The sequence below is a fragment of the Prevotella sp. MA2016 genome (assembly GCF_000619825.1).
Lineage (GTDB): Bacteria > Bacteroidota > Bacteroidia > Bacteroidales > Bacteroidaceae > Prevotella.
The window spans coordinates 209,296-233,968 of sequence record NZ_JHUW01000008.1; the positions used below are offsets into that span (position 1 = coordinate 209,296).

Genomic DNA, 24,673 nt, shown 5'->3' on the forward strand with positions numbered 1-24,673 from the left:
AACCTTTTCGACGATTATAATACTCCCTGATTGTTTTTATACACTTCAACGCATCCATTTACGGCATTATATACCATCTCAGGAAGTTTACTCATTAATGTACTGATAAGTTCACTACGATTCATCCGAGTATTAAATTTGTTTGTCTCGCAACGGCATATCGCCCCAGCACTTCTCCGAAATTGCACCTGCCTGTCCATAGCACTCTTCCACGCCATAATCTTCCGCAAACGGTTACTTCCTATATAATAGAGATTATGGATAACTAGCAGATGATTGTCTGCCAGCCTTTGCAGGAACCGTTCTAATTCAACTTCTTCAGGTAACCGTTCAGAAGCAATATCTGATAAACTATAAAATTTCAAACCACCTGCTTGATGCTTTTTCTTATAGCTTTCTGCATATTCTGCCTGATATTCTAGGAATTTTTCCACATCTTTTTTGGCATCTTCATATTGCTCTATGAAAAGATTTCCGAGTTGCTCATCATCATTCCAATAGATTTGATCTTCCCATTGTCCCACCAAATTATCTACTTTATCCATACATTCCTCCATGTAGTCATGTAGTATTCTTATGTCAAGACGTTTTGATTTTGTTTCTAGAGCATTGCCTTTCATATCTATAGGATAGCGCATTCTCATCGAACTTTCATCATAACGTTGAAACTCGCTAACATAATGCCCAAAAGCTTTAATATCAAACTTATTTTCCAATCTATTAGATAGTTCAAACAATATCGGATTCAACCTTTGCCATATTCTATGCAGATTATGACCAGTGTCCTTAATAAAGCGAACAATTTCCTCTTCGCTTAACCGCCGTCCATAAACATAAGGCCAAAATTTCATATAAAGAAACTTAGTCGTCAGCTCCATATAATGGCGATACATAAACACCAGTGTAATACCCATCGGGTCTTTTATGGCATAATCACCATTATGCCTTTTGAATTGTTCATAGAGAGCTTCGGCTGCTTGCCTGTAAGCAAAGCAATAATTCGAGAAATTGAACACAGAATCCTCTGACCACATAATATATGCTATATCGTCTAGGTTCTCAGGCGACTCACCTTGTTCATAGATTTTGAAAAGTTTATCTTTTGGTTTCATATTGAACGTTTATCATACTACAGACCTGCCCCGATGGCATCTTTGCAATGGGTATGCACCTGTCCGCTGTATGTTGTGTAGTAAAACATAACCAAGAACTTTCAAGCACTTCCTAATTTTGCGAAGCACTGCCCTTCTATAGCCTTATAGCAACTAATTGAAACACACGCCATTAATTATCAAGTTTCTCAAAATACAATCGTTTTACCCTCATCACGCACTTTGCATTTCAACTTTTCCAATCCAAGTTCGCATAAGTCGTTCTTGACAGGTTTAATAGGTTCAGCAATTAGCACATACTCGTTCCCATTTGCATCTTCTCGTCTTGCAAAGGATCGGAACCCTCTCCGCGCCTTTTCCACAAAAGTAGAGGCAAATAGTCTAATAGGAAGAGGATGTTCCTTAAGGTATTCCAAACCCGGATGATGCCTGTTTGCCTCCTCTATAGCATTACTTATCATTTGATCGGCAAGGTATTCGTATCCATTTTCCGTAATGCTATCAATTAGCTTCATATTCAGTTTAATCTCAGCAGACGGAAGCAAATGTGCCACTAAGTCTTGATGTCTCCTTAACTTCACCCTATCACGAAACTTGGCAGGAATCAATCCACCCATTGATGCGATATGGGTAGGTGCACCTTTAACAAGGCAATACCAGTCAATATCCATCTCCTTCACCTGTCGTTCAGATAATTCAGCCATAATCAGTCAAACATTGTACGACAATTAGCACACCACTCTCTATTCTTCCATGTTCTGGGTTGGAATGCTTTTGTAAATGCCATATCACTTAACACGTGATTATCTTGATTTTTCTCCTGTGGATCTATTCTTTTCAGAGCAATTGAAGCTGCATAGTTCTCTGCACAATGCCCCACGCAATTCGGACATGCAGGATTGGTATCACTTTGCTTGTTAAGATCCCCAAGCCGCTCTAACAGTTCATGTAAAATCAGAGGATGGAAATCCTTTTCGTTAGAGTAGTCATGATGATGTCCTACTCCTGTTGCGTCATCAATCTCGGCGCCCACAGAAACGGCAGGAAAATCTTTCCGTTTCCCTCTCCGTCCTTGATAGTCGTTCAGATGCTTCCTATAAGACACCTCATCATGCATCCGAGCAATCTGCATGAACAACTCGTCGTATAAATCTCTATTATGTGAAAGATTCATTGTTATCTCATTAAAACACGAACAGATAACTCTCTTCGTGCGTCATTTAACCTAACATATTTGTTACACTTAGAAAACTGTATCATAAACTCAGGTCGGATTGGGAAATGCCTGCTGTCTAAATTACTAATTTTGCAAGGAATTTAATTTAAACATACTTTACAGACGAAGGCTATCTTCTGAAGTGGAAGTTCAAAAACCTTTATGTACTTAACAATGAAGTTAATATTTAGATGAATACAGAGTATGACAAAGAAGCAATTCTTCGGGAAAGCTCTCAGGATACTGAGAATTCTCAATACGGTAATGGCTCTTATCAATTGGTTTTTCTAATTCTAAGAAAAGACCTTGGCTTAACCAAGATTAGTGTAAATTGAGTATTGCTCTTTGCGAGCCTTATAACGCTCCTTGATGGTCTTTCTATCAAGGAGCATTTTCTAAAGCCCAAAAGTGGCCACGTCACTATCGGATTCTTGGACGAATCAAAGCTTCAGTATATCCTCCTCCCTTGCAGGCACATATTTCCCATTCTTCATTTCCAGAATCACGGTGCCTGATTCTAATGCCTGCACTGTGTGCCATTGGCCGGCGGGGATATTGAGAGCCATAACAGGGCCGTTGGGTGACAGTTCTATGCGGTCGGTGCAAATTCGTTCTCGCTCATCATAATATTCTTCCACCAATCTGCCTCGCAGGCATACCACTGTTTCCGAAGTCGTCTGATGTCTGTGAATAGGCAATGGCGAACCTGGTTCTATGGCGTTCAGCATTCTCTGAGATGTATCCTCAGCAGAGTCACGCAAATCCAGATTCATGCGAAGCCTTGGCGATGCCTTTGCCTTAGCAGTAAGGTCATCCAATATTTCTTGATTAATTTTCATATTCTTAATGAGACGGTATCTATACCTCCGTCCACAATAAATTTCCGCGCCTCAACCATAAATAATTAGGAATCAGCGCTTTACACAACAATTAACTTTTATTATATCGAGTACTCGGGATAATTTAGTTCTTTATACACCCCTTTCCGTTGGCAAATATAGTAAAATAGTTTTTACCAACCAAATCAAAATGTAAAAACTTACAAAAAAAACATTTCAATCCTCCCCACTCCACCCCTATTTTCGGTTAATCCGCCCCGGATAAACCAAAGCAACTTACTCATTTCGTATTTGTCGAGTGCAGCCGAGGCAGTGCTTGTTGAAGGTCATTGACGAGATAAAGGAGAAAATTAACTCAAATGTATTCAGTGAGATGGTTGAGGTAACTGAAAGGGTGTTTGAGAGGAAAAAGAGAGAAAATCGAGAAAAATCAGGGTTCCAAACTGTTCTAAGAAAATCCGAGAGAAGTTGAAAAGACTCTTGTTTGACTAGAAGACAAAAATCCACAATAATAAACCTTCTTTAACAAAAGCAATGGTAAAATGACAGGAGCTTGGCTTCTGGCTAATGACTTGAAACAAATATCTGATTGCACAGGTGGTCGCATAGGTGATGCAGTTCGATACTGCCAGTCAGAACAAATAATCAGTTTTCACAGAGTCAACAGGCTTTTACGCGCAACCTGTAGCTCTTAACGAAGGCAGGAAGGTGAGGGTATCCGCACGACTGTACCACCTGATAGTTTGGCCGCAAGAACAGAATACAATATTGCTATCATAGCTTTTATGCGCTAAAAAGTTAGACAATAATTATAATGCAAGATAGTACTGTAAACCACAAAAGAATTGCAAAGAACACAGTTTTCCTTTACATAAGGATGATTGTCGTGATGGGTATCGGACTGTATACAGTTCGTGCCATTCTAGATTTGTTAGGAGTAGTTGACTATGGTATATATAATGTTGTGGGCGGTGTTGTTGCTATGTTCTCGTTTGTTAATGGAACGTTGGCAACCTCTTCTCAAAGGTATTTCTCTATAGAATTAGCAAAGGGGGATTTAAATAGGTTAAATAAATGGTTTTGCCTTAACATTACTGTCTTTTCTGTTTTTATCTTAATATTTGTCGTCATTGCTGAGTCTATTGGCCTGTGGTTCGTAAATACTCAGATGACAATACCACCAGAGAGGATGTCTGCTGCAAATTGTGTTTATCAATTTTCAATACTCTCTTTTTGTATAAGTTTTATCTCAATACCCTATAATGCTTTGATTATAGCTCATGAACGTATGAGCGCTTTTGCCTATATAAGCATAATTGAAGCGTTAATGAAATTAGGTATTGTTTTTGTCTTAATGTATATATCATGGGATAAGTTAATAACGTATAGCATTCTTATGCTCATTACATCGATAAGTATAACTCTTTCATATGTTGTTTACTGCCATAGGAAATTTATAGAGTCCAAATTTGCTCTTTATTGGGACAAAAGTGAAATAAGGGAGCTACTAAGTTTCTCTGGATGGCATTTGTTCGGTACTTTTTCTGTTGTGGTGAGAAGCCAGGGGATTAATATATTAATCAATATGTTTTTTAATCCGGCAATTAATGCAGCAAGAGCAATTGCATATCAAATCTATGGTGCTGTAACACAATTTTCTGAAAACTTTCTTGTAGCAGTCAAACCTCAAATTTACAAAGGATATGCTCAAAATGATTACATTGCCTTAAATAAACTTATTATTCGTAGCACTTATTTATGCACTTTTCTGATGGCCATATTGGTCTTTCCTATTCTTGCGAACAGTTCATTTGTTTTAGAATTATGGCTCAAAGAAGTACCAAATTATGCTATAGCTTTTACACAGTTGGTTTTAATTAATGGGATTATTGATTCTGCGAGTGGTCCACTTACTGTATCAATATTAGCAACAGGGAGGATCAGAAAATACGAGTTGACTGTAGCAACTCTATTTATATTGAACCTACCTCTTTCATATATATTTCTAAAATTAGGCGCTGAACCAACTACAACAATGTTGGTTTCCATTTTTATTTCGCTTGTGGTATTTTTTGCAAGAGCGTACATTTTAAGTAAAAAACTAAACCTTCCGCTTAGTAAGTATTTTATAATATTTTTAAGGATAACCTTTGGTTTAATAGTTATTTGGGTGAGTATTTATTATACCATATATGATACTGCTTATAGTTTTTTGACATTGGTTTATCAATCAATAATTGTAGTTATTTTAACGACATTAGTATATACAATGTTCGTTTTTGATAAAAACGATGTGAAGTACATTTTTTCTCTCATTAAAAGTAAGATAAAAAAATGAACATCTATACAGTTACATATCTTCACAGAAATTATGGTTCTGCTTTACAAGCATTTGCGTTACAAACCATTTTAAAAGAAATGGGTGTAACCCCTGTTGTAATACAGAAAATACCAACAAAGAAGCATTCGATCTTTTACCAGTGGTTACTCAAAATATGGTACATATTGCTTCCTCAGAAAGATTATAGTCTCGCAAAAAGGATACAATTAGCAATAGAAGATAGAAAATCAAGGATTAAGTATAAAAAAATAGATTCTTTTATTTTGGATAGAATACAAACTCTCAATATCATAGATGAAAAAGAGTTTTTAAGAACAGTTGATGGTAATGATATCTTTTTAGCAGGAAGCGACCAAATATGGGGGACGGCTGATAAAAAGTTGTCCTCATGGTATACGTTTCAATGGCTCGAGGATTCTCATATACGGTATAGTTATGCGGCCAGCATAGGACAGTCTGTTTTAACGGATAATCAAATAGAGAACTACGTAAAGGGGTTAGCCTTATTTAAAACAATTTCTTTAAGGGAAAAACAAGCAGTAGAATTATTGACCCCTCTCTTTAAAGACTCGATTCGTCAAGATTTGGATCCAACTCTATTATGTGATGGTGCCTTTTGGAAAAGTATAGCCTCACCTCGTTTAGTACGTGAACCGTATATATTTGTTTATAGACTAAGACCAAATGAAGATGTTATTGATATTTCGCGTAAGTTGGCAAAAGAGAAGGGGTTTAAAATTGTCTATGTCGGGTTGTACTCAAGCTCCGAAGAAGATGTAGAATGTGTTTATGATGCAGGAGTAGAGGATTTTCTTTCCTATATTTTGTATGCAGAAGCAGTTGTAACTAATTCTTTTCATGGTACAGTTTTTTCTATTTTGATGGAAAAACCTTTTTTGTCGGTTAAAATTGATACAACTGGTTCACGGGTTGAAAGTCTTTTAGAATTGTTGGGGTTAAAATCGCAGCACATTTCTACTATAGCGAGCAACTATAGTTTAAATATTGACTACTCAAAAGTGAATTCAATTTTGAGAACTGAAAGAGAAAAGTCTATTAATTATCTTAGAAGTGTTTGTTGTTGCGAGAAAGAACAATGACTGTAGAAATAATAGAATCTGAACAATGCTGTGGATGTGCAGCTTGTGTGGATAGATGTCCTGTACATGCTATTGACATGACAATTGATATAAATGGTACTCGAAGGCCATCCGTTAATCAAACAAAATGTGTTGACTGTGGGCTTTGTGTCAAAACGTGTCCTCAGTTATCGCCCATGAACGATGATACGGGTAAAGCATTTCTAAAGCAGGCCTTTGTTGGTTTTTATAACAATATAGTAGCCAATAACTCTTCATCTGGTGGTATTTTCATTGCAATTGCGGATTATTTCATCAAAGAACTAGGGGGGATCGTATATGGCGCAATGATGAGCTTTGAGGATAATGAATTAAAATGTAGACATGCAAGAGTAGACGATGTAAAGGATTTGCATTTACTTCAAGGCAGTAAATATGTACAAAGTAAAACCGATGGTATTTATTCCTTAGTTAAGTCGGATCTAAACAGAGGTAAATTGTGCCTGTTTTCTGGGACTTCTTGCCAAGTAGCAGCTCTAAAAAAAATAGTCGGGAATCATCAAAATCTTTTTACTATTGATTTGGTTTGTCATGGTGTTCCTAAGGATTCCATTTTTGACAGTTATATAAGATTTGTTGAAAATAGGAAAAAATGTAAGATCGTTGATGTTTCATTTAGGAAAAAGGGTATAAAGATAAACGGGAAAGAAGATACATATATATTGTCCTTTAAATGCAAAAAAGATAATGGCGAATTATTTAATTTGACAATACCTAAAAGGAAATCGCCATTTTTTAAATTGTTTATTACAAGAGCAGGATATAGGGAATCTTGCTATAATTGTGTATACGCAACAATTAATAAGCCAAGTGACATAACACTGGGTGATTTCTGTCCGAACGAAGAAGAGGTAGTTAACTATAATTTTTCACTTCAAAATCATTATTCAACAATAATTGCACATACTTCAAGAGGGGAGAAACTACTAACGGATGTTTCATGTAGTTGTGTGTTGGTTAAATTTCCACAGGAAACAATTCTAAGTCACCACCATAATCTGCAATATCCTAGTGAAATTACAGCTGAAGGTAAGATATTGTTGAAGGAATATGAAGAGAATGGTTATGTTGGGTTACAAAAAATAAATGATTGGGATTATATGAAAGAGCTAATTAAGTATAATTTAAAAAAACTCTCTCATTTATTCTTTTATTACAAATAATAAAAAAGTCAAGAATATGGTAATTCGTCATAATATACCAGTTTATGAAATCTGTTGGCTTAATTATGCTCAGGGGGGAGTAATTGGAACTCTTTATGAGCCAGAGAATAAGGAAGAATTGCATCGCCTTTGCTGTATGCTATATTCTGAGCATAAATCTTTCGAGATAATTGGCCATACAAGTAATGTATATTTTACCCCATCTTTTAATGCCAATATAATAGTTTCAACTAGAAAAGTTCGTTTCTGGCAAATATATGATGATTATATTTATGCAGAGTGTGGGGTTAGTGTTCGTCAGCTATCACGCGAAATGGTTGAAAAAGGAATACAAGGTTTCGAAGGGTTGGTAGATTTGCCAGGCACTGTTGCGGCTTCAGTGTACGGTAATGCTTCTTGTTTTGCTTGTAGCATTAATTCACTTCTGAAGACTGCGGAGATATTATTGCCAAGTGGGGATGTTGTTGAAATGAGTCCGGAAGAGTTGAAATTAGAGCAACGTTCGTCAGCAATAAAAAGGGGAGAAGTGGAGGGAGTTATCTTGTCTGTTAGGTTGAAAAAAGAAGTTGGAGATCCCCTTTCATTAAAAAGGCTTGCTGAAGTCAATCACATTAAACGAAAGACCACACAGCCATCACCTAAAGATAATTTGGGCAGTATATATAAGGGGGAACAAAAAAGGACTATTCTTGGCTATGTTATTTTTGCTGCTGCAAAAATATACAGGGGAATATTGAAAACTTTCGGAATAGATTTACCCAGTATAAGTATAGTTTTATTTATGCTTGGGAAGAAAAGTCTAATTCCTTATGTCAGTGACTGGAATAGATTTATATGGAAGGACAAGGAATCTCACGATGCTTTTTGGGAGTATCATAGGATTCATCAGTTACTATTTACGAATAATGAATTTGAAATAGAAATTAAATAATGCGAATATGAAAATAGGAACATTAACTTTTCATCGTGCACAGAATTATGGCGGGGTGTTACAATGTTATGCCCTTTTAAAATTTCTTCAAAATCAAGGATACGATGTTGAAGTAGTAGATTACCGTTGCCCTAAGATTGAAAGAGCATATAGGATTATTGATACATACTCGTTTAAATCCATTTTGGCATCTCTTCTTTATTTAGCTAAAAGGATAAAAGCCAAAAAGAATTTCGCTAGTTTTAGAAAAAAATATTTAAAGATTAGTGATAAGAAATTCAAAAGCCCTGGTGATTTTAGTGGCCAATACGACATATGTATTATGGGTAGTGATCAGGTTTGGACTTTGAGATTAGTAGGAGGATTTAATCCTATATTTTATGGAGATTTCTCCCCTTCTATAAGGAAAATAGGTTATGCTGTTAGCATAGCTGAGATCAATCATTTCAGTGTGGAAGAACGAAACGTAATGGCAAAACATATAGATAATTTCACCCGTTTTTCTACTCGAGAAGACTCTTTTAGAGATGAGATGATACGCTTATCAGGGAAAAAAGTATATTCGGTATTAGACCCCTCGCTACTTCTTTCTATGAACGAATATGATCCTATTCTTGAATTACCTCAAGAAGAGAATTATATTCTCTATTATCAGCAAGAGTACCACCCATTGACAAAGAATCTGATAGTTGATATTGCACATCAAGTGGGCGCAAAAATGGTTGTGGTCGTAACGGGAACTAAAGAGCATTATGATATCCCCTGTCATTATTATGACACAGATAGTCTTTCCGTTCCAAAATTTCTTGGATTATTCAAGAAAGCAAAAGTAGTCTTCACATCTTCTTTTCATGGAACGGCATACTCCATAGTCTTCAGAAAGGATTTTTATTTTGTGGCGAATTATGCTCCAGATCGAGCAAGAAATTTATTAGTGAAATGTGGTGCTGAAGATAGGTTGGTATATTCAACTGATAAAGTCGCATTCTCAAAAGTTGATTACTCTAAAGTTGAACCATGTCTTGAGAATCACAGAAAAGAATCGATGCAGTTCCTGATAAGTGCGATAGAGAATAAATAAGTATTTTTAAAATGAGAAATAAGGTTATTATTATTGGGATTAATCATTTCAACACATTAGGGCTGATTCGCTCTTTTGGAGTAAATAGTATTAAACCCCATGTTATTATTGTTAATCCCGATAACTACAAAAACTTTTGTGTCAAATCAAAATATGTAGGCGGGTATCATATTGTTCATTCTGACGAAGAAGCATTACGCATTTTAGTTGAAAATTTTCATGACGAACCCTGTAAACCAGTTTTAGTCCCCTCTTCCGATGGCGCAGTTTATATGATAGATAATAATCATGATATTTTAGAGAGTCGTTATTATTTGCCACATATTAATCATAAAAATGGCGAGATTGCAAGGTTAATGAATAAGTTCAATCAGGCATTATGGGCACAAGAGTTAGGCATACCTACGGCCAAAACTTTTCTCATTAACTTTGATAATGGTGAGGAATTATATAACAGGGATTTTCCCATGCCATGCATAGTAAAGCCGGTATTAAGTCATGAAGGTTGTAAGGCAGATATTAAACGCTGTGATTCAAGAGAAGAATTATTGTCTTACTGTGAAGAATTAAAGACAAAAGGCTACTTTAGAATTCTATTACAGGAGTTCCTTATAAAGGACTATGAGATGGAACTCTTTGGCGCAGTATTGGAACGGGAGGGCGTTGTCCCCTATATCTTAACGAAACACGTTCGTGAATGGCCAGTTGTAGGCGGGTCTGTTTGTTGTCACAAGTTTATTATTGACGAGTCATACCATAAGCAAGCAAGAATTATTCTCAAAAAGATTCAAGACTATGGTTTTGTAGGGAATTTTGATATTGAGATTATTAATGTTGCTGGAAAGATTTATCTAAATGAAATTAACTTCCGTAATAGTGGAGACATTTATGCTTGCTTTAACAATAAGTTGTTTTACTCATACTACAGTTATCTGGATATGATAGGAGATGACCTTCCCACTATGAATATGACATATACTGAAAACTATTATGCGATGTGTGAGGATAGAGATTTTTTATGGGTGAAAGAAGGTCTTATTCCTTTTAAGGAATGGTATGGTTATTTCCGACGGACTAAAGATTTTGCTTATCTCTCATGGAATGATATGAGGCCGTGTATTGCATTTTATTATATGATTCTATCAGGTTTTGTGATGAATAGAATTAAAAGATTGTTTAAGAAAAATAGCATTACTAACTAATTGCTACAATTCATGCATGGTTATGGACTATTTGGTCATGTTATAATATCGGATGGAATAAAGCGAAGTTTATAAATACTGTACTTGTTAGGATATTAAAACCGTAAACGCCAGTTGCTTATATATGCTTTTTAGTGACTGTGGCTTTTAAGATAATATGAGGGTTCTACATATAATTCCAGATATGCCTACTGGGGGCGCGGAGATGGTCATCTTAAGTTACCTTCGATTTTTTAAAGATGATAGAGATATTCAAATGCATTTAATATCATTATCATCTAATAAAAATAGATTATATGAGCGGATGGCTCAAAGTGAAGGATTGTCCATTTCTTACCTTAATCAAGATATTATGGACAATACGATTGTTTCGCGTATAAAACAGATTATTCAACTAAGGCATGCAATAAAAGCCTTTTCGCCAGACATAATTCATATCCATCTTTCAATTCTATGGATGGTCTGTTTTGCGGCAATAGGAACAGGGACAAAGAAAAAATTCCATACGCTTCATTCCAATCCTGAAAAGACTTCATATGGCAAACATGTGTATGTGGATAGGTTTTGCTATGTCTTTTTCAAAGTGAGAACAATAGCGCTGAATAAAGAAATGGCTGAAAAAACAAACCAATTGTTTCATATTAATAACACATTAGTTTTAAGAAATGGAATTAATTTGGATAGTTATCATAACCAACCGAGGAGTGAATTAAGACGTAAATATGGTATTCCAGATGATTGTTTTGTTTTGGGCCATGTTGGTCGATTTAATAAAGTGAAGAATCATAGGAGAATAATCGAAATATTCAAAATAGTAAAACTGCGACATCCTAATTCGAAGCTATTATTTGTGGGAGATGGTGAAGAGGAATCATTGATTCAACAACGTGTGGAAGAAATTCAGTTGAAAGAAGAAGTGATATTTATGGGCGCCAGAAATGATGTGCCTTCAATGATGGCGATGATGGATTGTTTCATATTTCCATCACTATATGAGGGGCTGGGAATAGTACTCATTGAAGCCCAAGCGGCTGGCCTTAAATGTGTTGTGTCTGATACTGTACCCAAAGAAACTACGGTTACTGACAAAGTGTATAGATTGCCACTTGCCAGTGATTCAGAGATATGGGCAAGCGTTGTTTTAGGTAATAATGATTTTAAGCCCGCTCCTATAACTCAGCCAATTGAGCAGTATGATATTAGTAATGTAATAGCAATCTTGAAAGAGTATTATGAATGTGAATAATTTAGTAAAGGTTAATAGCGGAGAAAGGCATAATAAAGATTTGGTTCTGAACCTTTTTGTGTTATATGTGACTCCTCTCTGTGTTTATTTACAAAGCATGTTTTTTGCAACTACCAATATATGGGCCGCTGCTTATATTTCTTTATTGTGCGGCTTGATGTTGACAAGTAGGAAATTTAATTTTAGTGTAAATAAATGGGATTCTCTTTTCTTTCTCTTTTTACTATATGCTTGTTATGCTTCTTTGAGGACAGAGGGCGGTTTGTTGTATTTTATGCAAACTTTCCTTATTATTTTTTTTGTATTCGGTTACACAAAATATCAGATAAGTGATTTATATCGTAGTCTTGATATATTATTTGTCTTTGGAAGTATATGTGCTGTTGGTTGTATTATTCAAGAATTGTGGAATGGTTTCTATACAGATATTGTAGCCCATTTGTTCAAATCAGAAGATGTTGATGTCATATTGAGGCTTGAGGAGGAGGAGATGGGTAATTGCGGGTTAATGCCGCAAACTGGCTCGGCGGCCGAGTGTATTCTAAATGCTTTATATATCTTGTTATTGAAACACAATCCCCGAAAGAAAAAGGTAATATGGGGGAGTATCTTGTTTCTTGGCCTTCTTTTAACAGGCAAACGAGCTCATCTATTTATGGGTATGTTCGCGTTGTTCTTGAGCTTCTTTGTTGGTTTCGAAGGGAAGAGGCGGACTAATAAAGCATTGGCGTCTGTGATCACTGCCGTTGTATTGGTAGGGGGCCTTTTACTTGTAGCTCCTTTCTTGCCTGAAGACAATACAATTGCAAAGGTTGTTAATACTTTCAGGCATTTTGATTTAGCGGATGAGGACATCATGCACGGACGCGCTCTTTTGTTCACAGAAGCAATATTAATGGGTAATTCAGCTCCTTTAATCGGTCATGGTTGGGGTAGTTATAAGAAAACTGTTGATTATCATGGCCTTAGTACAGATGCTCATAATATCTACCTACAATTATACGCTGAAGTAGGACTGATTGTACTTTCAATATTTGTTTTGGCCGCAGTTCTTGTAATTATTAATAATATAAAGACACTTAAGCAATTAAGACGCCTCTATCCCGAGAATTCACAGGAGGTAATTTTGGCAAAGTTAGCCTTCTGCTTCATTTTATTTTTCTACTTATATGGATTATCAGGTAATGGCTTATATAATATTGAATGTTTGATTACATTGGCATTAGGTGTTTCAATTAATAAGAGATTACAACAAGTTGTTGAAGCGAAAACAATATGAAATCATTTATAGTAACAATTGATACTGAAGGTGATAACCTTTGGACATGGAGAGCCGGTAGGTCAATAACTACTGAAAATGTAAAATACCTTCCACGTTTTCAAAATCTTTGCGACAAATATGGCTTTAAACCAGTATGGTTAACAAATTTTGAAATGGTCTCTGACCCTGAATTTGTTGCTTTTACGAAGGCAAAATTACACGAAGGCTGTTGTGAGATAGGTATGCATCTTCATGCTGTGAATAATCCTCCTCTATGTGATTTAGATGTTAAGTATCCTGCAAACTTCCCATATTTAATTGAGTATCCAGAAGAAACAATTTCTCAGAAGGTACAATGGCTCCATAATTTACTGGAGAATACTTATGAGGGACCTGTTGTGTCTCATCGTGCTGGGCGCTGGGCTATGAATAAGTATTATATGAATTGTTTGATTGAAAAGGGATTGAAAATTGATTGTTCTGTAACCCCTGGCATCAATTGGTATTCAACGATGGGAATTACAGAAGGCAGTCATGGTAGTGATTATAGTAAAGCTCCTGAAATCCCATTCTATGTAGATGAGAATAAAAGAATGCTTGAATTTCCGGTCTCAATAAGGACAATACACTATTCGGAACACAGTTTTGGAAGTGTTCATTCTCTTTTAAGTGGTATCAAGCATCATGTGTTAGGATACAAAGCCTGGTTGCGCCCCAATGGACATAACCTTCACGAGATGTTACATCTGGTAAATAAACTAAAAGAAGAGAATACGGATTATTTGATGTTTATGCTCCATTCATCAGAGCTAATGCCCGGAGGAAGCCCAACGTTCAGAACTAATGAAGATATAGAAAAATTATATAGTGATCTCGAAACACTATTTGCATATATCTCAGGTTTTTGTGAAGGAAAGACTTTAAAAGAGTATGCCAGCGAGACTTTGAACAACAAGGATAAGATAATGTACCAGCCTTTGTTTGAATACTAAATGAGAAGATGCGCTGATACCTTTTTAAAGGTTATTCTTATATTTGCCTGGACTAGTTTTGTCTCATGCTCTTCTGCCAAAAACGCTATGTCTGACAAAACATATGTTGTGTCCAAGATAACTGATTTAAATGGCGATACTTTGTTTTTACCCCGTAAAGTGACTTTGGTCTTTAGTGGGAATGGCTGTTTGAAGAATGGGACAATCGTAGGAAATGATACAAAGATCAAAAGTGCTTCAGCTCCTATTTTTGATCATGTTCAAATAAAAGGAGAATGGGTGGTTCCTGTGATAAAAAGCAATTACTTCAAGAATATTACTGATGATGACGTCTTGAAACAAGTATTTGCATTAACATCAGAAAACGTGCATAATGTTATTAAATTGGAGAGTAGGGATTATTGGGTGACGGCTAGTCCTTCTGACAAATTTGCCTTAATATTGAAGAGTAAAACTGTACTGCAGAATAATGGTGTAATCAGAATGCGCCCCAATAATTTGATAAGTTATGCTATAGTTGCAACAACGGGGCATAATATAACGATAAAAGGAGGTTCTTACATTGGGGAAAGGGAACAACATCAAGGCAGCATAGGACAATGGGGGCATGGTATTCGTGTGACGGATGGATCAAGGAATGTTTCTATCAGTAATGTGAATGTCAAAAAATGCTGGGGAGATGGAATTGCTGTTGATGGTAATGTAGTCAATACGAATGTTAGTATAACAGGTTTTACTATTGATAATTGTCGTCGTCAAGGTATAAGTGTTATATATGCGGACAATTGTTCCATCTCGAATGGGGTGATTACTAATATCCAAGGTACTGAACCTTATTTGGGGATAGATATTGAACCTAATTCAAATGGTTATTGTCATAATATCACAATAGATAATGTGACTATAGAATCAGAAAAGGGGATAGGTATTTTTACAGCAACTAAAGATTATCAAGTAAAAAATGTTACGATAAAAAACTGTGATATTGGTACAACTGGCTATTCGTCTTTGTATGTTGGAAGATGTGATGGTTTGCTAATAATCAATAACCATCTACGTAGTGCCGCCTCAGGTGTTGTTGTAATTAATAACGGAGTAAAGAATTGTCAAATATCATCTAATAAAGTTATCTATACAGGAAATGAAAGTTCTGGTTGTTGCGTCTTTAATTCTGCAGAGAAAACATCAATTAAAAGTAATTCAATAAAAGGTGCAGCAGGATTTGCTTTTTATACAAACGATGCTTTGATTTGTGAGAATATAATTGAAACACCAGAATTTATGACCTCTGCTCATAATGCAACAGGAAATACAATTGAAACAAATAGAATTTATGGTAATTTAAGTTGTACTGCAAGTAACAATACCTTCAGGAAAAATAATATTAAGGGCAATGTCAAACTAAATGGAAGTGATTGTACGTTCGACAACAATGAAATTCTTGGAAATACTTTAAGTGGCACGCCTTACAACGGACAGTTTAATAATAATAAGGTGATTGTTGAAAAACTATTCGAGCTCAATGGTAATGTAAGTATAAAATCAAATAATATTCAAACGCCTAAAGTGATGTTGAAAACGAAAACAAGAACGTCACACAATACATTTGTACAAACAAAAGAAAATGACACAGATTCCTTTATAGCGTTATATGGCGGTTCTTTTGAAGATAATATCGTTCGAATAAAGGTGTCAAAAGGAAGTCATACAGTAAAGTATATCTATTGCACCTCGGATGGTGCTTCAATCAAAAATAACAAGTTCGGATCAGCCCCTGGAATCAAATATTGGCTATATAGTTCAAAGAATCTGAAATTGAATAATAATCGCCCTGCTAAGAGGCAAATTTTTCAGGCAGGTGAGAAAACAATAATAGAATAGATGATGAAGGTATCTATCATTATTCCAGTATATAAAGTCGAAAAATATCTTTGTAGATGCGTTGATTCAGTACTGAGTCAGAACTACAATGATATTGAAGTAGTTCTTGTTGATGATGGGTCACCGGATAATTGTCCGGCCATTTGTGACGAGTATTCAAAAAAAGATTCTCGAGTTAAGGTTATACATAAACCAAATGGAGGTCTGTCAAGTGCCAGAAATGCGGCTCTGGATAGTGTGTTAGAAGGTGATTATATAACATTTCTTGATAGTGATGATTGGATTGAAAATGATACTATAGATTATTGTGTGAATACTCTATGCGAAAATAAAGCAGATGCAATAGAGTTTTGTTGTGAAGAAACAAAGGAGTTTAAAGAACATACGCGCCAACCAAAGGAAATTATCTCAATCTTGGAAGGTAAGACGATATTGGAAGAGTATTTGAGGAAAGAGGCGTATAGCGTATGCATGTGTCTGTTTAAGAAAGAACTCTTTGAGGGTCTAAGATTTAGGGAGGGGAAGATTAATGAAGACATCGACCTGAAATATAAAGTCCTCCAACGTTGCAAAAAAATGGTGTACTCTAATCAAATTAAGTATTTCTATTTCCAGGCTGGAGATAGTATCTCGATGGGGGGGCTTAAGAAAAAGGATTTTGACCTGTATGAGGCTGCTGAAGAATTAAATAAAATGACATCAGTGGAAGATTACGGACAAATTCGATTTTTGGGTGAGGTAAAAAAGAGACGCACTGCATTCTCTCTATTATGTAAGATTGCATATTATGGTATCGCAGATCCGAGTTTAAATAAAGATGAGTTGGTTAAATCATTGACTAAAGAACATATGGGTAATGTAAAAACATTATTAAACTCTCCTATGTCTTTGAGTCGCAAAGGACTTGCTGTCTTATTCGCAATTAATTATCAGATTGCTGAGGTTGCAGTAAAAGTTTTGAAAAGATTTTTGGTTTATTAATTATGAAGATTGTTACAGTAGGTTATCTGCATGGAGCGGGTGGAGCAGAGCGCCAAATCATACTTCTTTCTAATCAGCTGGCTTTGCGAGGGCATGAAGTGGTTCTTTGTGTACTGGCTGAAAATAAATCCCCATATCCCATCGATAATAAGGTGCGGATTGTGGATGTCTCAGATGTTGAAAATGGTACCAAAAGCTCTATAGGTAAAATCTATAAGAGATTGGTCGCTTTTCGTAAAGTCATTAAGCAGGAGAGACCTGATGTCATTATTCATTATAATCTTCAGTCGGCATATTTTTGCTTGACTCTTTCAAGCAAAAAACGAGGCAAAGTCATATATTCAGAGAGAGGTGATCCATATGATGCAGAGTATAGTGGTTTGTTAGGCAAGATAAGAGATTATACTATCAAAAGAATGGATGGATTGGTTTTTCAATCAGAAGGCGCCAGAGATTTCTTTTCCGATGATGTGATTAGAAAATCTATAGTAATTCATAATTCTGTGAATGTTCCTCAAGATAAGTACCCTATTCCTAAAATTCGCGAGAAACGTATAATAAACGTTGGGAGATTTCACCCTCAGAAAAACCAAAAATTGCTGATTAATGCATTCTCTAAGATATCGAAGTCGTTTCCGGACTATGTACTTGAAATGTATGGCGATGGAGATTTGTATGATGAACTTAAAAAGCAGGTAGGCGATCTCGGGTTGGATGAAAAGGTCTTTTTTCATCCAAGTAGGAAAGATTTGTGGGACTGTATATATAAAGCTTCATTGTTTGTACTTTCATCTGACTTTGAAGGTATGCCAAATGCTTTGATGGAGGCCATGGCGTTAGGACTCCCATGTATTTCTACAGATTGTCGTCCAGGTGGTGCACGTTCTCTAATACAAGATGGTGTTAACGGTATGATAGTACCTGTAGGAAATGTTGATGAACTTGCAAAGGCTATGACGCTATGTCTATCAAAAAAGGATATCAGCGAAAAAATAGCCAAGAACGCGCGGACTATTATGGAAACTCATTGTGAGAAGGCATTATTTGACAAATGGTCAGACTATTTGAAACTAGTACTTTTGCGATAACGGAAAGACTAATCAGATGTAAGGAGATTACACAGATGTAAGGAGATTACACAGATGTAAGGAGATTACATATAGTAACAAATGACATTAAATATATGATGAAAATAGCAGTAATAGGAGCTGGAGTATCCGGCTTAAGTGTAGCACATTTTTTAGGTGAAAACAATCGTGTGGTTGTTTTTGAAAAAGAAAGCCAACCTGGAGGCCTTATTAAATGTCGTAGAGTTAATGGCAGCCTTTTCCATACATGTGGGGGCCATGTGTTTAATTCAAAGCGCCAGGATGTACTTGACTGGTTCTGGTCAAAGTTCGTAAAGGAAGAGGAATTCTCAAAAACAGATCGAAACTCCTGTGTTTTTATGGACAAGAATGGAACTTCACTAGAACATGACAATATACCATACCCCATAGAAAACCATATGTACCTCTTTGATGAGGAGACACAGAAGGCTTTCTATGAAGATTTGGAGGAAATTGATAAGGTAAAAGGCCTTAATGCCAAATTCACAGACTATGATAGCTTTGGTAATTTCCTTCGCTGGCGTTTTGGTAAGACTCTATATAATCTTTATTTCCAGCCCTATAACGAAAAGGTATGGAGGCGAGACTTGACCACAGTGCCTATGTCATGGATGGAGGGCAAACTCCCGATGCCAACCACTCAGGAAATGCGTGATAATAATGCTAATAAGGTCGAGGAGAAGGCATTTGTCCATTCCACTTTCTGGTATGAAAAGAAAGATGGTTCACAGTATATTGCAGATAAACTTGCAGAAGGGTTAGATATAAAGTACAATTCAGATATTGATTGTATAGAATACAAAAATGGTCATTGGATTGTATGTGGTGAAGACTTTGACAAGGTTGTGTTCTGCGGCAATATCAAGGACATGGTGAAGATAATTAAAGGAGTTGATGTGGAGGCACACAAAGCGCCAGTCGATGCCTTGGAGTATCATGGAACCACTGCAGTGTTTTGTGAAATAGATAAGAATCCATATTCCTGGATTTATCAGCCTTCTCGTCGCCATGAGAGTCACCGTATCATTTGTACCGGTAATTTCTCACAAACGAATAATGATGCCTCCGTTCCAGAAGGGCGTATTACTGCTACCATTGAGTTTACGGATGAAATAAGCAAGAAAGATATTCTTGAGAACCTGAAACGCATTCCACTCAGTCCAAAGTATATTGATCATAAGTATAATAAATATACTTATCCTATTCAGGATGCAAATACGCGAACAATGATTCAGAATTTAAAAGCAACACTCTCTCCTTTTGGTTTTTACTTTACAGGACGCTTTGCAGACTGGGAGTATTATAATATGGATGTAGCGATGGGTGCAGCAATGGATTTGTGTAAAATAATTAGCCAAAAATGATTCATATGGAAACGAAGGTCGCTCTATTAGTTATTTATAATCATAGGTTTGACAAGAATATAAAGCGAGTTCAAGAATTATATTCAAAAAAGTTCAGTTACATATACCATGTCGTTCCTTTTTATGATGGCAAAATTGAAGGTGTAGATGTAATTCCTGTTTATGAATCATCATATAATTTTCAGGGTTATATAAGCCAGGCATATACGCATATAAAAGATAATGGGTTTACGCATTATCTTGTTATAGCAGATGACATGATTGTTAATCCCGAGGTGGATGAGCAGAATATCTGGGATTTGGTTGGCATAAATAAAGATGAATGCTTTATTCCAGCAAATTTGAAAGTGTTCCAAACGATGAAGATTTTTTGGAGTCCAATTTGGGATGCTCTTACATATAGAATAAATATTCCTGGAGTGGAAATAGAAAAGATTCTACCAAGTAAGGATTTTGCCATAGAAAGATTTCACTATTATAATTTGCCTACAGGCCCCATACCTTTTTCTGTATTGCTACCTCATTATCAGAATTATGTTTTGGCTATAAAAAAACTACCATGGTATAGAAAACTTAATTATCCTTTAGTAGGCTGTTATAGTGATTCTTTGTTTATAACATCAGATGCAATGAGCAGTTTCTGTACTTATTGTGGCGCTTTTGCGGCAACAAATTTATTTGTCGAAGTTGCAATTCCCACAGCGTTAATACTCTCCACGAAAAAACTTAAATTTGACAAGGATATTAAATTGCATAATGGGGCTTTATGGACTAAGTCGATTCACTTGTTGGATAAATATGGTTATAGTCTAGAAAAACTCATAAACGATTTCCCAAAGGATAAGTTTTTTTTACATCCAGTTAAATTGTCAAAATGGAAATAACAAGAGAGAACATTCAAAAACCGAAAACACTTGCTGTGATTATGTCACTTTACAAGAGTGATGTATTAGAATATGTAAAACTTGCCACAGAAAGCATCCTTAATCAAAGTTATTCTGACTTTGATTTCTATATTCAATATGATGGATACGTTCAAAAGGATGTAGATGATTATCTATCTGGGCTGAAGGATGAGCGCATCCATATTAATAGAAGAGACGAGAACAAGGGGTTAGCGTATTCCTTGAATGAATTGCTCAGAATAGTAATGCCAAAGAATTATGACTTTATAGCCCGAATGGATGCAGATGATATATCTATGCCGGAGAGGTTTGAGAAGCAGATTGCTTATATGGAGTCACATCCTGAAACGGAGTGCTTAGGTACCTGGGCTATAGAAATAAAGTCTGACGGTAGTGAGTACTACCGCAAGCAGATGCCTGAAAAACATGAGGGATGCTGGAAGCAGTTTATGATTAGGGACTGTATGATTCATCCCACAGTGATGTTCCGCAGAAGCTACATAGAGAAGGCTGGTTTGTATTCGTTGGATACCTACTTTGGCGAGGATACAATGATGTGGGCACAAGGCTTTGCAGCCGGTTGTAAGTTTGCCAATGTGCCAGAATATTTATTCAAATTCCGTTTGAATGACGACTTCTTCAATCGTCGCAGAGGATGGAAACATGCAAAAGGCATCTTGACCCTTCGCTGGAAAGTGAATAATATGTTGCACTATCCTTTGAAGGCATATCTGTATGCAATGGCGTATGCAGGGGCGAAGATGATGCCTACAACTATTCTAAATTTGATTTATAAGACTGCAAGGTAAGATCTCAACGAAAGCCTTAACGATAACGATTGATAATGCTTTCAGAAAATATACAGAAATTCTTCTTGATACTGCAGTTGGCAGTAGGCAAGCAAATAAAGCCCCCCCTTCATTTAAGTGAGAATGGTTGGCACTCAATATATGATATTGCTTCTAAGCAAAGTCTGGTTGGAGTAATGATAGAAGGGATTCAGAGACTATCAGAGATAGATACTAGCCAGAAGCCCCCATTAACGTTGTTATACGAATGGATAGGAATAGCAGAACACATAAAGCGTCAGAATAAACTGATGGATGAGAGATCTGAAATGCTAACAAGAATCCTGAAAAGTTGGGGATATGATAGCTGTATATTAAAAGGGCAGGGTGTTGCTAGACTATATCCTAAACCGGAACTGAGACAAAGTGGAGACATTGACATTTGGGTGAATGGTTTTAGGAATGATGTTGTAAAAGTACTAAAGAAGCAATATATAGGTCTTTCCGATATTGACTACGTTAACTGTCATGTGGGATTCTTTACTGATGCAGAAGTGGAGGCTCATTTCAAGCCAACCTGGATGTATAATCCGTTTACTGATAGGAAGCTCCAGAAATGGATAGAAGCAAACAAGGCTGCCCAGATGGCTAACTATGACAAAGAGGTAAAGTTCTGCTATCCTACTATAGAGTTCAACCTCGTGTTCTCTCTGATCCATATCTATCGTCATGTGTTTCAAGAGGGTATTGGTCTGAGGCAGTTAATGGATTACTATTATATTCTTATTCATAGCAGCAATGAAGAAAGAGTAAAAGCTTTTGCTACATTGTGCTCTTTTGGAATGAAAAAGTTCATCGGAGCTGTGATGTATGTGCTACGTATAGTATTTGATATTGATGAGACATTGCTCCTTTGCGAGCCAAACAACAGGGAAGGTAAGTTCCTGCTTGATGAAATATTGCGAGGAGGTAACTTTGGCAAGTATGATGATAGAAACGAAGCTATTCCTGTAGATAACAAGATACAGCATGGTTTGTTTAATATAAAGCGCAATCTTCGCTATCTCAAGCACTATCCTAGCGAAGTTCTTTGGATGCCACTATGGAGAGTCTGGCACTGGAGTTGGAGAATGAGTAAGGGGTATTTATAGATTTTAAGATGATTAATGATATAAGAATTATGAACATGAAATTAAGAAACATACCTTTCTCTCCGCCGGATATGACGGAGGGAGAGGCAAAAGAGGTACGTGAGGCTATTCTTTCGGGATGGATTACAACAGGCCCGCGTACAAAAAAACTGGAACAGCAGATTTCTGATTATGTACACACAGAGAATACTGTATGCCTGAACTCTGCTACAGCAGCACTGGAGATGGTGTTGCATCTGCTGGATATTCAGCCTGACGATGAGGTGATAGTACCGGCATATACCTATACGGCAACGGCCTCTGTAACACAGCATGTGGGCTGCAAACTGGTGCTGGTGGATAGCCAGAAGGACAATGTGGAGATGGACTACGACAAACTGGCTGATGCCATCACGGAAAAGACTAAGGTGATTGCACCTGTGGATCTGGGTGGTATCGTAGCTGACTATGATCGTGTGTTTGAGATTGTAGAAGCAAAGAAGGGACTGTTCAAGCCTAACAATGCTTTGCAGGCTAAGATAGGCAGAATAGTTATCTCTGCAGATTGTGCCCACTCCTTTGGTGCCCAGTGGCATGGGAAAATGGCTGGAGCAATTGCAGATTTTTCTTCGTTCAGCTTCCATGCGGTGAAGAACTTCACTACTGCTGAAGGAGGCGCACTGACTTGGAACCTGCCCTTTGGCAATGAGGTTGTTCCTACGGATGCTGATTATATGCCTACTGTACCTAAGAAAGAGGGTGAAACTTGGAATGAGATGTTGTATCGCATTTCGCAGTTGTTCTCTCTGCATGGCCAGAACAAGGATGCATTGGCAAAGACGAAGTTGGGAGCCTGGGAGTATGACATCATCGGTCCTTGGTATAAATGCAATATGACGGACATTATGGCCGCCATGGGATTGGTTCAGATGAAGCGTTATGATGGCATGTTGAAACGCCGCCAGGAGATTGTGGCAAAGTATGATGCTGCATTAAAGGACTTGAATGTGGCTGTGCTGAATCATAAGGGGGCTGACCATTGCAGTTCGCATCATCTGTATCTGGTACGCTTGCTAGGTAAGACGCGTGAGGATACCAATAAGGTGATTGAACAGATGGCTGAGCGTGGTATTGCCTGCAATGTGCACTACAAGCCGCTGCCTATGATGACGGCATACAAGGCACTGGGATTCGACATCAAGGATTATCCCAATGCTTATCATCTGTTTGAGAATGAGGTGACACTGCCGTTGCACACAAAACTGACGGATGAGGACGTAGAGTATGTCATCTCTAATTTTGTAGAAATCATAAAGAATCTTTAATGAAGAGGATTTTCGACGTAGTAGCTAGTGGGCTTGGCTTGATTGTGCTGAGTCCACTATTCATAATACTTGCTATATGGATAAAGTTGGATAGCAAAGGCCCGGTGTTCTATCGCCAGGTGCGTGTGGGTTTTAAGAACAAGGACTTCCGCATCTTTAAGTTCCGCTCGATGAGAGTTGGGGCTGATAAAGGTAGTCTGGTAACCATTGGTGGGCATGACCCTCGTGTCACTCGTTCTGGCTACTTTATCCGTAAGTTCAAGTTTGATGAACTGCCACAGCTCATTAACGTATTCTTGGGAGATATGTCGTTGGTTGGTCCTCGGCCGGAGGTACGTCATTATGTGGACTACTGGACACCTGAGCAGATGCATGTGCTGGATGTACGTCCTGGTATTACAGATCCAGCGTCTATTAAGTTCAGGAATGAGAATGAGCTGATGGAAAAAGCAGAAGACCCTGAGAAATATTATATCGAGGTCATTATGCAGGAGAAAATTAAGTTGTATCTTGAATATGTGGAGAAGCACAACTTCCTATACGACTTGGGATTGATATTCAAGACCTTCTGGGTGATTGTGAAGGAAAGGTAGTTGACTACTCCTTAATAAAAAATACAATAAAATCCCCTTTTCTCCGTTTGTTTAAAAGAAAGCCATGGAGAAAA

Annotated in this window: 22 protein-coding genes; 18 read left to right on the forward strand and 4 right to left on the reverse strand. The window is 36.8% G+C overall.

Going from position 1 to position 24,673, the window contains the following annotated elements:
- Positions 1–14: 14 nt before the first annotated feature.
- From T360_RS0105190 to T360_RS0105205, 4 genes are all read right to left on the reverse strand, one after another.
- Positions 15–1,112, reverse strand: a complete 1,098-nt coding sequence (locus tag T360_RS0105190) for a hypothetical protein (protein WP_028911835.1) — start codon at positions 1,110–1,112, stop codon at positions 15–17.
- Between the two features lie 188 nt (positions 1,113–1,300).
- Positions 1,301–1,816, reverse strand: coding sequence for a hypothetical protein (locus T360_RS0105195; protein WP_028911836.1), 516 nt, complete (start codon positions 1,814–1,816; stop codon positions 1,301–1,303).
- 2 nt (positions 1,817–1,818) lie between these two features.
- Positions 1,819–2,286 carry a hypothetical protein gene (locus T360_RS0105200; protein WP_028911837.1) on the reverse strand — a complete coding sequence of 156 codons (468 nt, stop codon included), beginning with the start codon at positions 2,284–2,286 and terminating at the stop codon, positions 1,819–1,821.
- Between the two features lie 482 nt (positions 2,287–2,768).
- On the reverse strand, positions 2,769–3,167 hold the full coding sequence (locus T360_RS0105205; protein WP_028911838.1) for a WbuC family cupin fold metalloprotein: 399 nt from the start codon (positions 3,165–3,167) through the stop codon (positions 2,769–2,771).
- 889 nt (positions 3,168–4,056) lie between these two features.
- Here T360_RS0105205 and T360_RS0105215 point away from each other — a divergent pair.
- The 18 genes from T360_RS0105215 (at position 4,057) to T360_RS0105300 (ending at position 24,599) form a co-directional block, all read left to right on the forward strand.
- On the forward strand, positions 4,057–5,505 hold the full coding sequence (locus tag T360_RS0105215; protein ID WP_155949387.1) for a lipopolysaccharide biosynthesis protein: 1,449 nt from the start codon (positions 4,057–4,059) through the stop codon (positions 5,503–5,505).
- Positions 5,502–6,608 carry a polysaccharide pyruvyl transferase family protein gene (locus T360_RS0105220; RefSeq protein ID WP_028911840.1) on the forward strand — a complete coding sequence of 369 codons (1,107 nt, stop codon included), beginning with the start codon at positions 5,502–5,504 and terminating at the stop codon, positions 6,606–6,608. The genes T360_RS0105215 and T360_RS0105220 overlap by 4 nt, the downstream gene beginning before the upstream one ends.
- A complete protein-coding gene (locus tag T360_RS0105225) occupies positions 6,605–7,810 on the forward strand; it encodes a Coenzyme F420 hydrogenase/dehydrogenase, beta subunit C-terminal domain (protein WP_081772694.1) in 1,206 nt (401 codons plus the stop codon). The genes T360_RS0105220 and T360_RS0105225 overlap by 4 nt, the downstream gene beginning before the upstream one ends.
- Before the next feature lie 16 nt (positions 7,811–7,826).
- A complete protein-coding gene (locus tag T360_RS0105230) occupies positions 7,827–8,741 on the forward strand; it encodes an FAD-binding protein (protein ID WP_081772695.1) in 915 nt (304 codons plus the stop codon).
- Positions 8,742–8,748: 7 nt separating this feature from the next.
- Positions 8,749–9,822: a polysaccharide pyruvyl transferase family protein gene (locus tag T360_RS0105235; RefSeq protein ID WP_028911843.1), complete on the forward strand. Its 1,074-nt coding sequence runs from the start codon at positions 8,749–8,751 to the stop codon at positions 9,820–9,822.
- Positions 9,823–9,833: 11 nt separating this feature from the next.
- Positions 9,834–11,024: an ATP-grasp domain-containing protein gene (locus T360_RS0105240; protein WP_028911844.1), complete on the forward strand. Its 1,191-nt coding sequence runs from the start codon at positions 9,834–9,836 to the stop codon at positions 11,022–11,024.
- Between the two features lie 157 nt (positions 11,025–11,181).
- Positions 11,182–12,270: a glycosyltransferase gene (locus T360_RS15705; RefSeq protein WP_051523385.1), complete on the forward strand. Its 1,089-nt coding sequence runs from the start codon at positions 11,182–11,184 to the stop codon at positions 12,268–12,270.
- A complete protein-coding gene (locus T360_RS0105250) occupies positions 12,263–13,549 on the forward strand; it encodes an O-antigen ligase (protein ID WP_197019271.1) in 1,287 nt (428 codons plus the stop codon). The genes T360_RS15705 and T360_RS0105250 overlap by 8 nt, the downstream gene beginning before the upstream one ends.
- Complete coding sequence (locus T360_RS0105255; RefSeq protein ID WP_028911846.1) at positions 13,546–14,523, forward strand: hypothetical protein; 978 nt, start codon at positions 13,546–13,548, stop codon at positions 14,521–14,523. Before T360_RS0105250 ends, T360_RS0105255 begins: the two co-directional genes overlap by 4 nt.
- An 87-nt stretch (positions 14,524–14,610) precedes the next feature.
- Positions 14,611–16,404, forward strand: a complete 1,794-nt coding sequence (locus T360_RS0105260) for a right-handed parallel beta-helix repeat-containing protein (protein ID WP_197019272.1) — start codon at positions 14,611–14,613, stop codon at positions 16,402–16,404.
- Positions 16,405–17,385, forward strand: coding sequence for a glycosyltransferase family 2 protein (locus T360_RS15710; RefSeq protein WP_051523387.1), 981 nt, complete (start codon positions 16,405–16,407; stop codon positions 17,383–17,385).
- A 2-nt stretch (positions 17,386–17,387) separates the two neighbouring features.
- Positions 17,388–18,473 (forward strand): glycosyltransferase, encoded by a 1,086-nt coding sequence (locus T360_RS0105270; RefSeq protein WP_028911848.1) that lies wholly within the window; start codon positions 17,388–17,390, stop codon positions 18,471–18,473.
- 95 nt (positions 18,474–18,568) lie between these two features.
- Positions 18,569–19,858, forward strand: coding sequence for an NAD(P)/FAD-dependent oxidoreductase (locus tag T360_RS0105275; protein WP_028911849.1), 1,290 nt, complete (start codon positions 18,569–18,571; stop codon positions 19,856–19,858).
- 5 nt (positions 19,859–19,863) lie between these two features.
- Positions 19,864–20,742 (forward strand): hypothetical protein, encoded by an 879-nt coding sequence (locus T360_RS0105280; protein ID WP_197019273.1) that lies wholly within the window; start codon positions 19,864–19,866, stop codon positions 20,740–20,742.
- On the forward strand, positions 20,733–21,572 hold the full coding sequence (locus T360_RS0105285; RefSeq protein WP_231488098.1) for a glycosyltransferase: 840 nt from the start codon (positions 20,733–20,735) through the stop codon (positions 21,570–21,572). Before T360_RS0105280 ends, T360_RS0105285 begins: the two co-directional genes overlap by 10 nt.
- A 35-nt stretch (positions 21,573–21,607) precedes the next feature.
- On the forward strand, positions 21,608–22,702 hold the full coding sequence (locus tag T360_RS0105290; RefSeq protein ID WP_028911852.1) for a nucleotidyltransferase family protein: 1,095 nt from the start codon (positions 21,608–21,610) through the stop codon (positions 22,700–22,702).
- Between the two features lie 29 nt (positions 22,703–22,731).
- Positions 22,732–24,006: a DegT/DnrJ/EryC1/StrS aminotransferase family protein gene (locus T360_RS0105295; RefSeq protein ID WP_028911853.1), complete on the forward strand. Its 1,275-nt coding sequence runs from the start codon at positions 22,732–22,734 to the stop codon at positions 24,004–24,006.
- Positions 24,006–24,599 (forward strand): sugar transferase, encoded by a 594-nt coding sequence (locus tag T360_RS0105300; protein ID WP_028911854.1) that lies wholly within the window; start codon positions 24,006–24,008, stop codon positions 24,597–24,599. The genes T360_RS0105295 and T360_RS0105300 overlap by 1 nt, the downstream gene beginning before the upstream one ends.
- Positions 24,600–24,673 lie beyond the last annotated feature (74 nt).

Bases quoted from the DNA above. Each gene is read 5' to 3' on its own strand.
- T360_RS0105205 (WP_028911838.1), bottom strand. From the start codon at position 3,167: ATGAAAATTAATCAAGAAATATTGGATGACCTTACTGCTAAGGCAAAG.
- T360_RS0105295 (WP_028911853.1), top strand. From the start codon at position 22,732: ATGAACATGAAATTAAGAAACATACCTTTCTCTCCGCCGGATATGACG.
- T360_RS0105200 (WP_028911837.1), bottom strand. From the start codon at position 2,286: ATGAATCTTTCACATAATAGAGATTTATACGACGAGTTGTTCATGCAG.
- T360_RS0105280 (WP_197019273.1), top strand. From the start codon at position 19,864: ATGGAAACGAAGGTCGCTCTATTAGTTATTTATAATCATAGGTTTGAC.
- T360_RS0105300 (WP_028911854.1), top strand. From the start codon at position 24,006: ATGAAGAGGATTTTCGACGTAGTAGCTAGTGGGCTTGGCTTGATTGTG.
- T360_RS0105275 (WP_028911849.1), top strand. From the start codon at position 18,569: ATGATGAAAATAGCAGTAATAGGAGCTGGAGTATCCGGCTTAAGTGTA.
- T360_RS0105255 (WP_028911846.1), top strand. From the start codon at position 13,546: ATGAAATCATTTATAGTAACAATTGATACTGAAGGTGATAACCTTTGG.
- T360_RS0105225 (WP_081772694.1), top strand. From the start codon at position 6,605: ATGACTGTAGAAATAATAGAATCTGAACAATGCTGTGGATGTGCAGCT.
- T360_RS0105230 (WP_081772695.1), top strand. From the start codon at position 7,827: ATGGTAATTCGTCATAATATACCAGTTTATGAAATCTGTTGGCTTAAT.
- T360_RS0105235 (WP_028911843.1), top strand. From the start codon at position 8,749: ATGAAAATAGGAACATTAACTTTTCATCGTGCACAGAATTATGGCGGG.
- T360_RS0105260 (WP_197019272.1), top strand. From the start codon at position 14,611: ATGTCTGACAAAACATATGTTGTGTCCAAGATAACTGATTTAAATGGC.
- T360_RS0105240 (WP_028911844.1), top strand. From the start codon at position 9,834: ATGAGAAATAAGGTTATTATTATTGGGATTAATCATTTCAACACATTA.
- T360_RS0105290 (WP_028911852.1), top strand. From the start codon at position 21,608: ATGCTTTCAGAAAATATACAGAAATTCTTCTTGATACTGCAGTTGGCA.
- T360_RS15710 (WP_051523387.1), top strand. From the start codon at position 16,405: ATGATGAAGGTATCTATCATTATTCCAGTATATAAAGTCGAAAAATAT.
- T360_RS0105215 (WP_155949387.1), top strand. From the start codon at position 4,057: ATGGGTATCGGACTGTATACAGTTCGTGCCATTCTAGATTTGTTAGGA.
- T360_RS0105220 (WP_028911840.1), top strand. From the start codon at position 5,502: ATGAACATCTATACAGTTACATATCTTCACAGAAATTATGGTTCTGCT.
- T360_RS0105270 (WP_028911848.1), top strand. From the start codon at position 17,388: ATGAAGATTGTTACAGTAGGTTATCTGCATGGAGCGGGTGGAGCAGAG.
- T360_RS0105190 (WP_028911835.1), bottom strand. From the start codon at position 1,112: ATGAAACCAAAAGATAAACTTTTCAAAATCTATGAACAAGGTGAGTCG.
- T360_RS0105285 (WP_231488098.1), top strand. From the start codon at position 20,733: ATGGAAATAACAAGAGAGAACATTCAAAAACCGAAAACACTTGCTGTG.
- T360_RS0105195 (WP_028911836.1), bottom strand. From the start codon at position 1,816: ATGGCTGAATTATCTGAACGACAGGTGAAGGAGATGGATATTGACTGG.
- T360_RS15705 (WP_051523385.1), top strand. From the start codon at position 11,182: ATGAGGGTTCTACATATAATTCCAGATATGCCTACTGGGGGCGCGGAG.